The sequence below is a fragment of the Corynebacterium sp. ACRPQ genome (genome assembly GCF_022347225.1).
Classification (GTDB): domain Bacteria; phylum Actinomycetota; class Actinomycetes; order Mycobacteriales; family Mycobacteriaceae; genus Corynebacterium; species Corynebacterium tuberculostearicum_D.
This window is the reverse complement of the sequence record NZ_JAKRNF010000007.1, coordinates 44,223-56,353: the sequence shown is the minus strand read 5'-3', so window position 1 is coordinate 56,353 and position 12,131 is coordinate 44,223. Positions and strand designations below refer to the sequence as shown.

Annotated in this window: 9 protein-coding genes; 8 read left to right on the top strand and 1 reads right to left on the bottom strand. The window is 62.4% G+C overall.

The annotated features are described in order from the left end of the window. Both MHY24_RS05800 and crtI read left to right on the top strand, forming a co-directional pair. Positions 1–876 carry a squalene/phytoene synthase family protein gene (locus MHY24_RS05800; RefSeq protein ID WP_239228672.1) on the top strand — a complete coding sequence of 292 codons (876 nt, stop codon included), beginning with the start codon at positions 1–3 and terminating at the stop codon, positions 874–876. A gap of 10 nt (positions 877–886) precedes the next feature. Continuing rightward, positions 887–2,416, top strand: a complete 1,530-nt coding sequence (gene crtI / locus MHY24_RS05795) for a phytoene desaturase family protein (RefSeq protein WP_239228671.1) — start codon at positions 887–889, stop codon at positions 2,414–2,416. Between the two features lie 62 nt (positions 2,417–2,478). On the opposite strand, the gene lysS is transcribed toward crtI, so the two are convergent. After that, entirely contained in the window at positions 2,479–4,056 is a 1,578-nt protein-coding gene (lysS, locus tag MHY24_RS05790; RefSeq protein ID WP_005325682.1) for a lysine--tRNA ligase, read from the bottom strand. A 189-nt stretch (positions 4,057–4,245) separates the two neighbouring features. Between lysS and MHY24_RS05785 the strand changes: the two genes are divergently transcribed. The 6 genes from MHY24_RS05785 to MHY24_RS05760 all read left to right on the top strand — a co-directional run bounded on the left by MHY24_RS05785 (position 4,246) and on the right by MHY24_RS05760 (position 12,123). After that, on the top strand, positions 4,246–6,348 hold the full coding sequence (locus MHY24_RS05785) for a PhoX family phosphatase (RefSeq protein ID WP_239228670.1): 2,103 nt from the start codon (positions 4,246–4,248) through the stop codon (positions 6,346–6,348). A gap of 226 nt (positions 6,349–6,574) precedes the next feature. Beyond that, positions 6,575–8,287, top strand: coding sequence for a carbon starvation protein A (locus tag MHY24_RS05780; RefSeq protein WP_239228669.1), 1,713 nt, complete (start codon positions 6,575–6,577; stop codon positions 8,285–8,287). After that, positions 8,271–8,528 (top strand): cory-CC-star protein, encoded by a 258-nt coding sequence (locus tag MHY24_RS05775; protein WP_198492073.1) that lies wholly within the window; start codon positions 8,271–8,273, stop codon positions 8,526–8,528. The genes MHY24_RS05780 and MHY24_RS05775 overlap by 17 nt, the downstream gene beginning before the upstream one ends. Beyond that, a complete protein-coding gene (locus tag MHY24_RS05770) occupies positions 8,519–9,460 on the top strand; it encodes an ArsA family ATPase (protein ID WP_239228668.1) in 942 nt (313 codons plus the stop codon). Before MHY24_RS05775 ends, MHY24_RS05770 begins: the two co-directional genes overlap by 10 nt. 49 nt (positions 9,461–9,509) lie before the next feature. Further along, positions 9,510–10,808, top strand: coding sequence for an aminopeptidase C (locus MHY24_RS05765; RefSeq protein ID WP_239228667.1), 1,299 nt, complete (start codon positions 9,510–9,512; stop codon positions 10,806–10,808). 13 nt (positions 10,809–10,821) lie between these two features. Continuing rightward, positions 10,822–12,123, top strand: coding sequence for an aminopeptidase C (locus tag MHY24_RS05760; RefSeq protein ID WP_239228666.1), 1,302 nt, complete (start codon positions 10,822–10,824; stop codon positions 12,121–12,123). Positions 12,124–12,131: the final 8 nt, after the last annotated feature.

Below are 12,131 nucleotides of genomic sequence, written 5' to 3'. Positions count from 1 at the left end.
ATGTTGACTCGCTATGACCAAGCGGCCTCCCGCGCGGCCGCGCAGGTTATGGGGCAGTACTCCACCAGTTTCTCTCTGGCCACGCGGCTTTTGCGCGGGCGGGTGCGCGCCGATATCCGCCACCTGTACGCGGTGGTGCGCATTGCAGACGAGCTTGTCGACGGCGCCGCAGCCCAAGCCCACACCGACCCCGCCGCCGCACTGGATGCCTACGAGCAGACCATCCTGGCCGCGCCGCAGCAGCGACTGCACACCGATCCGGTTGTGCACGCTTATGCCATCACGGCTCGCCGCTGCGGCTTCCACCGCGAGCACCTTGTTGCCTTCTTTAGCTCCATGCGCGCGGATCTCACCCAGCGCGAGTACTCGCCATCGGAGCTGCAGGCCTATATCTACGGCTCAGCGGAAGCCATCGGGCTATTGTGCCTGCAAATTTTCTTGGCCGAGGAGGACGTCTCCCCTGCCGACCGCGCCGCCATGGAGCGCGGCGCCCGCGCGCTAGGGTCTGCCTTTCAGAAGATTAATTTCCTGCGTGACCTGAGCGAGGATAGCTCCACTTTGGGCCGCACCTATTTTCAGCAGGTCCAATCTGGACGGATTGATGAGGCCACCAAGTCCGCGCTCATCGCAGAGATCCGCCGGGAGCTGGCCACCGCCGCGCTCACCATCGACTTGCTTCCGGCTTCCGCGCGGGTCGGTGTGAGCGCGGCGGCGGATATCTTTGCCGAGCTCACCAATCGCCTCGCCGCCACCCCGGCTACGGCGCTTGCCACCACGCGGGTATCCGTGCCGAACCACACCAAGGCTTGGCTCGCGGCCCGCGCGGTGCGCCGTCGCGGCCACAGCAGCCAGACCTCAGCCACGGCCGAAAACTAAGGAGAACGTCATGCACGCCGTCGTCATTGGAGCCGGCATCGCCGGCCTCGCCACCGCCGCTTTGCTCGGCCGCGAGGGCTACGAGGTCACCGTCGTGGACTCGCTGGATGAGGTAGGCGGGCGCGCCGGCAGCTTTGCGGAGGCCGGCTTCCGCTGGGATACCGGACCGTCCTGGTACCTCATGCCCGAGGCTTTCGATCACTTCTTTGCGCTGTGTGGCACCTCTACCGAGGCGGAGCTGGACTTGGTGGACCTCTCCCCCGCCTACCGCGTCTTTCATGGCGATGCGCCGGTGGATGTGCACTCCGGCCCCGAGGAAGTCGCCGCACTCTTCGAGTCGCTGGAGCCCGGCGCGGGCGAGAAAGTCCGGGAATACTTAGCGCAGGCCAGCGATACCTATGAGATGGCGCTCAAGCACTTCCTTTACACCACCTTCTCCGCGCCGCTGAACCTGGTGCACCGCGATATCCGCACCCGGTTGTCCCGCCTGGTGGCTCTGCTTTCGGTGAACCTAAAGCAGTACGTGGGCCGAACGTTTTCTGATGCTCGCCTGCGCCAAATCTTGAGCTACCCGGCGGTCTTTTTGTCCTCCGAGCCGGCGGCCGCCCCGGCACTGTATTCCTTGATGAGCCACACCGACCTGGTGGAGGGCGTGCGCTACCCACAGGGTGGCTTCGCGGCCGTGATCCAGGCCATCTACCGGCAGGCACGGAAGTTTGGCGCCACCTTCCGCTTGGGCGAGGAGGTAACCTCCATCAAGGTCGCCAACCGTAAGGTCACCGGCGTGCGCACGAATAAGGGCGCCATCCACGCCGATATCGTGGTCTCGGCGGCAGACTTGCACCACACCGAGACCCAGCTTTTGCCGCCGCAACTGCGCACGTACCCGGAGCGCTACTGGGGCCGGCGCAATCCAGGTCTGGGCACCGTGCTGGTTTTGGCCGGGGTGAAGGGCGAGCTGCCAGAACTAGCGCACCATACGCTGCTTTTTAGTAAGGATTGGGATCCAGATTTCCGTGCCGTCTATTCCGGACCGGAGCCCACCCGGCCGTTGGGGGCCTCGGAGTCCATCTACGTGTCCAAGACCTCAGCCACCGACCCGAACGTAGCGCCCGCGGGCCACGAAAACCTCTTCATTCTGGTGCCGGTGCCGGCCGCGGAGGCGCCCGGGTTCGGCAATGCCTACCACGCAGAGGAATCCGAGCGCGTTGCCGCGATTGCCGACGCCGCCCTTAACCACATCGCAGCCACGGCTGGGGTGCCGGATTTGGTAGACAGGGTCGTCGTCAAGCGCACGCTCGGCCCTGCCGATTTTGCCGAGCGCTACCATGCTTGGTCGGCCGGTTCTATTGGGCCCGCGCACACGCTGCGGCAATCGGCGTTTTTGCGCGGGCGTAATGCCTCGCGCAAGGTCGATGGACTCTTCTACGCCGGTGCGACCACCGTGCCGGGCGTGGGCGTGCCGATGTGTCTGATTTCGGCCGAGAACATTATTAAGCGCCTACGTGGCGATACCTCCGCCGGGCCGCTTTCGCACTAGCCCAGGCACGGCAAAAGCCGCCAGCCACGTGGGCTGACGGCTAGCGATTGGCCGCTGGGCGGCTACTTCTGCTCTGGCTTAACCAGAGGGAAGAGCACGGTTTCGCGGATGCCCAGGCCGGTCAGGGCCATCAGCAGGCGGTCCATGCCCATGCCAGTGCCGGCCGTAGGTGGCATGCCCTGCTCCATAGCGGCAAGGAAGTCCTCATCCAGCACCATGGCCTCGTCATCGCCACCGGCGGCCAGGCGGGCCTGATCCTCAAAGCGCTCGCGCTGAATAACCGGGTCCACCAGCTCGGAGTAGCCGGTTGCCAGCTCGAAGCCGCGGACGTAGAGATCCCACTTCTCGGTCACGCCCGGCTTGGAACGGTGCTGACGGGTCAGCGGGGAGGTCTCGACCGGGAAGTTCTTGACAAAGATGGGGCCTTCCAGCTGGTCCTCGCACAGGACCTCCCAGATTTCCTCCACCAGCTTGCCGTGGCCCCAGCCGCCGTCCTTGGGGACGTCAAGGCCGATGACGTCGGCAATGCCCTTGAGCGTTTCAACGTCGGTATCGATGGTGACCTCCGGCTGGCCCGGGAACTTGCGCTGTAGGGCCTCATTCAGGGAGGGGTACATCTCGATTTCGGGCCACTCTTCGCCGCCGAAATCGAACTCGGTGCCATCCGCCAGGGTGACGGTGGTCGAGCCAAAGACGTCGCGCGCTACGGCCTGGATGGACTCGCGCGTCATGCGGGCACAATCGTCATAGTCGCCCCATGCAGCGTAGGTCTCGAGCATGGCGAACTCCGGCGAGTGGGAGCGGTCCACGCCCTCGTTGCGGAAGTTACGGTTGATTTCGAAGACGCGGTCAATGCCGCCGACGACGGCACGCTTCAAGTACAGCTCCGGCGCAATGCGCAGGTAGAGGTCAATATCCAACGCATTGGAGTGGGTGATAAACGGGCGAGCGGCCGCGCCACCGTGCAGGGTCTGCAGCATCGGGGTCTCGATTTCAACGAAATCCTGGCTTTCCAGGTAGTTACGCAGCGCGCGCATGACCTTCACGCGGATCATGGCGTTCTTGCGGGCCTCTTCGCGGATAATGAGGTCGTTATAGCGCTGGCGCACACGGGTATCTTCTGCCATATCGGCAAAGGACACCGGCAGCGGGCGCAGGGACTTAGCGGCCATGGTCCACTCGGAGACCATGATGGACAGCTCGCCGCGGCGGGAGGAAATTACGCGGCCGCGCACGGAGATGAAATCGCCCAAGTCAACATCGGACTTCCAGGCGTCAAGGCGCTCCTTGCCTACCTCGGCCAAAGAAAGCATGGCCTGCACCTGGGTGCCGTCGCCATCTTGCAGGGTGGCAAAGCACAGCTTGCCGGTATTGCGCATAAAGATAAGGCGGCCGGCAATGGCGTGGGTTACCTCGGTTTCCTCGCCTGGGGCCAGGTAGGTCACGCCTTCTTCCGTGCCCGGCTCTTCACCCTCGGCCACTACGCGGAAATCGTGGCGCAGATCCTTCAAAGAGATGGTGCGCTCAACGGTGACCGGGTAGGCCTCTACGCCGGATTCCAGCAGGCGATCGCGCTTCTCGCGGCGGATGCGCAGCTGCTCAGGGACATCGTTTACTTCATTATTCTTCTGCTCGCTCACGTTAGCCTAGGGTAGTCGATCCCCACCGCAGCACGCGATTTAGCCCACGCCACCCTCACCCCGGAAAAGATTTACGCATAATTCACTTCACCGTCACCTCCGCGCCAACGCACAGTTACTGAGATCCCCTTATATATATGGCTGTCCCCGTGTCTAAACAATATTTTCAACCCATTTGGAGCAGTAATAATGGCGCTTAAAGGCCGCAACCTTCTCTCTAGTCTCTTTGCCTCCTCTCGTTCCAGCCTGACCTGCACCTACAAGTGCGGTAATGCTTGCTTTGGCGAGTGCGAGAACAAGTCCAATAACCCGTACTTTGCTGACCAGTTCTCCCGCCGTACCGCGCTGCGTGCGGGCAGCCTGTCCGTCGTAACCGTTGGTGGCGGCGCTGCTTTGGCGGCCTGCTCCAACCCGGATGATGCGTCTAATGAGGCTTCTTCCTCCGAGGGCAAGGGCGGCAAAACCTCTGAGGCGAACATTGAGCTCACCTCCGCAGAGGGCATGAAGTTCGATCCAGTACAGCCAAACGAGAAGGACGAAGTGGTCATCCCGGATGGCTACGAGCAGTCCGTCCTCATTGCCTGGGGCGACCCGCTGTTTGAGGACGCGCCGGAATTCGATGACAAGAACCAGACCGCCGAGGCAGCTGAGAAGCAGTTCGGCTTCAACAATGACTTTGCGGGCCTTATCGAGCACCCGGACGATGACAACCGCCTTATCTACGTCTGCTCCCACGAGTACACCACCGAGCCGCAGATGTTCCCCAACTACGATGCGGATAACCCGACCGAGGAGCAGGCCAAGATCGGCTGGGCTGGCCACGGCCACTCCATCGTGGAGGTATCTAAGGTTGGCAAGACCGGCGAGCTCAAGCGCGAGTTCGGCCCTCTCAACCGCCGCATCACCGCCACCACCGAATTCACTCTGGTGGGCCCAGCTGCCGGCTCCGATTACGTCAAGACCTCCGCCGATAAGACCGGCAAGAAGGTCAAGGGCACCCTGAATAACTGCTCCGGCGGCATCACTCCGTGGAATACCATGCTCTCTGGCGAAGAGAACTTTGACCAGTACTTCGCCCACGCCAAGCTGGATGACAAGAAGGCGCAGGAGTCCCTGGAGCGCTTCGGCATGGAAGACGGCGAGTCCCAGCGCAAGTGGGAACGCTTTGATAAGCGCTTCGACGTCTCCAAGGAGCCGAACGAGCCGAACCGCTTTGGCTGGATCGTAGAAATCAACCCGCTGGACCCGAAGTCCACCCCGGTCAAGCACACCGCGCTGGGTCGCTTCAAGCACGAGGCCGGCAACATCCACATCGCCTCCGACGGCACCGTGGTGTGCTACTCCGGCGATGACTCCCGCTTCGAGTACATCTACAAGTTCATCTCCACCAAGAAGTACAAAGAGGGCGATATCGAGCACAACCTCACCATCCTGGACCACGGCACCCTGTACGTGGCCAAGATGGAGGGCAACTCCCCAGAGGACGAGATTGACGGCTCCGGCGTGCTGCCAGAGGATGGCGCCTTTGACGGCAAGGGCGAATGGATCAAGCTGCTGACCTCCGATACGGAGAACAACAAGTTCGAGTCCCACGTTGATGGCATGTCTGCCGAAGAGGTTGCCGTCTACACCCGTGAGGCCGCCGATAAGGTGGGCGCTACCAAGATGGACCGCCCTGAGGATATGCAGGTTCACCCAGACTCCGAGAAGGTCTACGTCGCCCTGACCAACAATAAATACCGCGGCGCTACCGGCGAGAATGCCAAGAAGAACAAGGAAGAGCCGATGGAGTGGGCTCCTATCAAGGAGAACAAGAACGGCTTGGTCATGGAGATTGAAGATGACCACGCTGGCGAGAAGTTCACCTGGAACCTCTTCCTGGTCTGCGGTGATCCGAAGGAGGCCAATACCTACTTCGGCGGCTTTGATAAGGAGAAGGTATCCCCGATTTCCTGCCCGGATAACCTGGCCTTCGATAGCCACGGCAACCTATGGATCTCCACCGACGGCAACGCGCTGGAGTCCAACGATGGCCTCTACGCCGTGACCACTGAGGGCGATACCCGCGGTGAGCTCAAGTGCTTCCTGACGGTCCCGGCAGGCGCCGAGACCTGCGGCCCCATCGTCACCGATGAGCGCGTGATGGTTAACGTTCAGCACCCAGGCGAGACCGATGACGCCACCTTTGAAAAGCAGACCTCCCACTGGCCAGAGGGTGGCAAGTCCACCCCTCGCCCAGCAGTGGTTGTGGTGTGGAAGAAGGATGGCAACATCGGCGTCGATAAGAAGTAAGCACCACCTGGTTTAAACACCCACCGCGCGGCCCTCGTTCCTCCACTGGAACTGGGGCCGCGCTGTTGTTTTCCCTGCCGGCAGCATGAGGTACTGCGCCGCCTGCGCCTTCCAAATATAAATCCACCCGCCGGTCTCCCCCACAGTCAAATGTATATGTGAGTTATGGCATACTGTCCGCACGTGTGAGACACGCCACCCGCCCGCATATGAGGAGACACACACCATGAACTCTCTAGTCCTCGCCATCATCGGCATTGCGATGATGGGCGCCGGCTATCTGCTCTACTCCAAGCTCCTAGGAAAGGGCATTTTCCGGCTATCCCCGAACTACTCCACCCCGGCCCACACCATGGAAGACGGCGTGGACTTTGTACCTACCAATAAATACGTCCTGTGGGGTCACCATTTCACCTCTGTGGCGGGCGCCGCCCCCATCATTGGTCCGGCCGTAGCCGTCATCTGGGGCTGGGTTCCGGCGTTTCTCTGGGTCACCCTCGGCACCGTCTTCTTCGCCGGCATGCACGATTTGGGTGCACTGTGGGCATCGCAGCGCCACAAGGGCCAGTCCATCGGCACTTTGTCTGGGCGCTACATTGGCAAGCGCGGCCGCAACCTCTTCCTCATCGTCATCTTCCTACTGCTATTGATGGTGAATGCGGCCTTCGCCGTAGTCATTTCGAACCTGCTGGTCTCCACTCCTACGGCCGTAATCCCCACGTGGGGCGCCATCGTCGTCGCACTGCTTATCGGCCAGGCCATCTACCGCCTGAATTGGAACCTGCCGCTGGTCTCGATCGTGGGCGTTGTCGCGCTCTACGCGTTGATGATCATCGGTGACCGCGTGCCTGTAGTCCTACCAGATACTGTCCTGGGCATCCCCGCCAACGGCGTGTGGATCATCTTGTTATTCATCTACGCCTTCATCGCTTCGCTGCTGCCGGTGTGGGTGTTGCTGCAGCCGCGCGACTACATCAACGGCCTCCAGCTCTTTGTGGGCCTGGCCATCTTGTACGGATCCTTCCTCATTACCCGCCCTACGCTTGCCGCACCGGCGCTGCGCGACAACGTACCAGAAGGCACCCCGGGCATCTTCCCGCTGCTCTTTGTCACCATCGCCTGCGGCGCTATCTCCGGCTTCCACGGCGTAGTGGCCTCCGGCACCTCCTCCAAGCAGGTGGATAAGGAAACCGATGTGCGCTTTGTGGGCTATTTCGGCGCCGTGGGCGAGGGCTTACTCGCACTGGGCACCATCATCGCCACCACCGCAGGCTTTAAGTCCCTGCAGCAGTGGGAAGAAATCTACTCCGAATGGAATGCCGGCGGCGTGGATGCCTTTGTGCAGGGCGGCGGCGCGCTCATAAACGAGGGCATGGGCATTCCCACCTCCCTCTCAGGCACCATCTTGGCCACCATGGCCGTCCTCTTCGCCGCCACCACCATGGACTCGGGCGTGCGCCTGCAGCGCCTAGTGGTGCAAGAAATTGGCGAGATCATGGGTGTGCGCATCAAGGCCTTGGCCGCCACCGTCATCGCGGTGGGCCTGGCCTTCGGCCTGATCTTCTCCGCCGGCGCGGATGGCTCCGGCGGCATGACCATCTGGCCACTATTCGGCACCACCAACCAGCTCATGGCGGGCCTTTCCTTGGCCATCGTGGTGGTCATCCTCACCCACCTGCGCCGCCCAACGTGGCCGGTGGTCATCCCGCTCATCTTCGTTACCGCCATGTCACTGTGGGCCGCACTGCTCCAGCTGAAGTCCCTATTTATCAGCCAGAATTGGCTTCTGTTCTGCATGGACGTCATCATCGTGGTCGCCGCCATCTGGGTCATTGTGGAAGCCGTCGGCGCCATCTCCCGCGCCTGCAAGGAGACCCCACTGGAGTGGACCGATGATGACCTTGACGCCCCACTGCCCGAGCATGCTCGACAAGCTTAAGGCACTTGCGGCCGGGCTCAATGAGTACTACCAGGCCCCATACCGCGCCAGCTTTGCCAAGGCCCAGCAGCAGGAAGACGATCTCTTCTTGATGCTGGTTGCCTCGGAGGCGCTCGGCATCCCCAACCCCGCCAGCTACTACACCCTGGAACTTTTGCCGTTGGTCTATGAGGATTTCCACGCCTGGCATACCCGCATGGGAATGGATAAATCCCCGCTGGAGAATATTCAATGTTGTTAGAGACCGCACCCATCATGTTCTTTGGCGGCAAGGGCGGGGTGGGCAAAACCACCCTGGCCACCGCTACCGCGCTGCGCCTGTCCCGCAATCACCGCGTCTGCCTGGTCTCCACGGACCCGGCACATAACCTGGGGCATATTTTTGGTGCCTCGCTTGGCGACGCCCCCGTCAGCCTCACCCCTGCCCTGTCCGCCATCGAGATCAACCCTGCGCGCGCAACCGACCAGCACCTAGCGCAGGTAGGGAACTCGATGCGCCGCTTTATGCCCGAACACCTGCACGGTGAGGTGAAAAAGCACCTCGACCTAGCCCGGCAATCTCCCGGCACGCAGGAGGCGGCGCTATTGGAGCGCATAGCGGCGCTCGTAGTGGAGGAATCCGACTTTGATTACCTCGTCTTCGATACCGCTCCCTCTGGGCACACTTCGCGGCTGATGGCCCTGCCGGAGATCATGGCTGCCTATACCGATGGGCTGCTCTCCCGGCGCGAGAAATCCGATAAATTCGGCTCGCTGGTGCGCGGGATGTCTAGCGGCAGCGGCGCAGATAATGACCCGGTGGACCGGCGCAATCAGGAAATTCGCGCCACGCTTTTCCAGCGCCGCGAGCGCTTTGCCCAGCTGCGCACCGCTCTTACCTCCCCACGCACCGTATTCCACATCGTGCTCACCGCCGAGCGCCTGCCCGTGCTGGAATCTGCCGAGTTCCATGCGGATCTTAGGAGCAACGGTGTGCGGGTGGGATCCATGCTGGTTAACCGGCGCACCCCGGCCGGCCAAGGCGAGTTCTTGGCCGCCCGGCGCGCCGCCGAGGATGAGGCGCTCGCTCTCCTGCGCACCCAGCTGCCTGATACCCCAGTGCGCGAGGTTCCGTGGTTGCCGGAGGAAGTGGGGACTCCGGGGGCCGTCGGCAAGCTGGCGGCCTACCTCTAGCTCCACCCGCCCGCGCCGCTGTGGGCCCGGGTCTGCTAAAACCGAAACTATGACTTTGCTCACCAACGAATACCTATCCCACTTGCGCGAGGAGGCCGCGGCCGATTCCCGGCTGCGCATCGCGCGCAACGCCATTACCAACGTCGGGGCGGCCAAGGCGGCCCTAGACCGCGACCGCATTACGTCCCTCTACCCCACCACCGAGGTCAAGCTGGATAGCTTGGGCGTATCGGACCAAAAGCGCTCGGGCCGCTGCTGGATGTTCGCGGCGTTGAACGTCTTCCGCCACCGCGCGGCCAAGGAACTCAATGTAGATAGCTTTGAGTTTTCCTTTACCTACCTGCAGTATTTTGACAAGCTAGAGCGAGCCAACCTGGTGCTCAACCAGCTGCTGGATAAAAAGGGCGCTGGCTGGGATGAGCGCACCGTGGCCGCAGTACTGGACCACGCGGGGGCCGATGGCGGCTGGTGGTGCTTCTTTAGCAACCTCGTAGCCAAGTACGGCGCCGTCCCTGCCGAGGTCATGCCGGAGGTGCGCTCGTCTGGCAATACCGCGGAGATGAACCGCGACCTCGCCACGGTGGTGCGCCGCGCCGCCGCCCAGGACGGCCCGCGCGAAGACATCCTCGCCCAAGCGCGCAAGGATATCCACCGCATCCTGGCCATCCACCTGGGCACCCCGCCGGAGGAATTTACCTGGGCGTATCGCACCAAGGACGAGCAATTCGTGCGGCTGCACTCCACCCCGCGCGAGTTTGCGGATAAGTACCTGCCGAATCTGGACGAGTACGTGGTGCTGGCCGACGACCCCCGCTCCACCAACCCCAAGCATCGCGTGTTCAGCAGCGCCGAGGAGACCAATGTGCTGGGCGGCGCACCGCAGGAATACCTCAACGTCAGCGCGGCCGAGCTGAAGGAAACTGCCAAGCGCAGCCTGGCGGCCGGCGAGCCGGTGTGGTTTAGCTGTGATGTCAATCGCCAGTTCTCCTTCCTCAACGGCGTATGGGACGAGGGATTGGTAGATACCGATGGCCTCTACGGCATCGATTCCTCCATGAGCAAGGAGGAGCGTTTTACCTCCGGCGAGACCGCACCCACCCACGCGATGGTGCTCACCGGCGTCGATGGCGACCGCGCCTGGCGCGTGGAGAACTCCTGGGGCTCTAAGCCGCCGCGCAAGGACGATGGCGAGGATGTGCCCGGCAAGGGCTTTGCCACGATGGCCGATGCCTGGTTTGACCAGAACGTCTTCCACATCGCCGTGCGCAAGGAGCACCTGAGCGACGAGCTTGCCCAGGCCCTTGCCACCGAACCAATTGAGCTTCCCCTCTGGGACCGGATGAACTAAGGAGAATCGAGAAATGACAGAGATTAACCCGAACGAGGTTCATGCCGATAATGCCGAGCTCACCAGCGATGCCACGCTGCGCCTGGTACGCAATGGGGTGGCCCAGGAGGGCGTCGACAAGCTCAGCCTCGACCGTGAGCAACTGCGCAGCCTTACCCCAGTAACCAGCCATAAGCTAGATTCCTGGGGCGTGGCCGACCAGAAGGCATCGGGCCGCTGCTGGATTTTTGCCGGCCTCAATTCCCTGCGCGGCGGGCTCATGGACAAGGCCAAGCTCAAGGACTTTGAGCTTTCCCAGACCTATATTTACTTCTTTGACAAGCTGGAAAAGGCCAATTGGTTCCTCACCGCCATGGCTGAGCTCAAAGACCGCGAGATTACGGACCGCACCGTGACCAAGCTCATGGATGATCCCATCGATGACGGCGGCCAGTGGTCCATGTTCGTCGCCCTGGTGGAAAAGTACGGTGTGGTGCCGCAATACGCCATGCCGGAGACCGCGTCTTCCGAGGCCACGGCGACGCTTAACCGCAACCTGCAGACCGTGCTGTGCCGCGCCGCCCACCGCATCCGCAGCGGCGAAGAGGGCGCGCATGAGCAGGCGCTTGCCGACGTCTACCGTATCCTCACCGCCAACCTTGGCCTGCCACCCGAGGACTTTGTGTGGCAGTACCGCGATAAGGACGATGAATTCCACCGCGCCGGCACCTATACCCCGCAGGAGTTTGCCCGGGAATACCTGCCGGCGGACCTAGGCGAGTACGTGTGCGTGGTCAACGACCCGCGCAATGCCTATGGCGAGCTCTACACCGTGGAGTACCTGGGCAACGTGGCGGGAAAGCGCGTGACCTACTTGAACGCGCCTGTGGAGGTGCTGCGCGATGCCGCGCGTGCCTCCATCGAAGACGGCCAGCCCGTCTGGTTCGGCTGCGATACCGACCAGCAATCCGATGATGAGCACGGCGTGTGGGCCAAGCACCTGCACGATTATGAGGCCTTTTACGGAGTGGAGATGGATCTGGACAAGGCGCAGCGTTTGCGCCTGCACGAGTCCCTCATGACCCACGCGATGGTCTTTACCGGCGCCGATATCGCAGACGATGGCACCGTCAATCGCTGGCGCGTGGAGAATTCCTGGGGCCCGAAGAAGGCCGATAAGGGCTTTTGGACCATGGGCGATGACTGGTTCGACGAGTTCGTCTTCGAAATCGCCGTGCACCCCTCCCGCCTGCCGGAGCAATACCAGGCGGCGCTGCAGTCCGAGTCCGTCACCACACTGCCGGCCTGGGATCCGATGGGCGCGTTGGCGCGCTAAGCCTGCGG

Excerpts from the sequence above, each read along its gene's own strand:
- MHY24_RS05800 (WP_239228672.1), top strand. The coding sequence starts at position 1 with ATGTTGACTCGCTATGACCAAGCGGCCTCCCGCGCGGCCGCGCAGGTT.
- crtI (WP_239228671.1), top strand. The coding sequence starts at position 887 with ATGCACGCCGTCGTCATTGGAGCCGGCATCGCCGGCCTCGCCACCGCC.
- MHY24_RS05785 (WP_239228670.1), top strand. The coding sequence starts at position 4,246 with ATGGCGCTTAAAGGCCGCAACCTTCTCTCTAGTCTCTTTGCCTCCTCT.
- MHY24_RS05780 (WP_239228669.1), top strand. The coding sequence starts at position 6,575 with ATGAACTCTCTAGTCCTCGCCATCATCGGCATTGCGATGATGGGCGCC.
- MHY24_RS05775 (WP_198492073.1), top strand. The coding sequence starts at position 8,271 with ATGCTCGACAAGCTTAAGGCACTTGCGGCCGGGCTCAATGAGTACTAC.
- MHY24_RS05770 (WP_239228668.1), top strand. The coding sequence starts at position 8,519 with ATGTTGTTAGAGACCGCACCCATCATGTTCTTTGGCGGCAAGGGCGGG.
- MHY24_RS05765 (WP_239228667.1), top strand. The coding sequence starts at position 9,510 with ATGACTTTGCTCACCAACGAATACCTATCCCACTTGCGCGAGGAGGCC.
- MHY24_RS05760 (WP_239228666.1), top strand. The coding sequence starts at position 10,822 with ATGACAGAGATTAACCCGAACGAGGTTCATGCCGATAATGCCGAGCTC.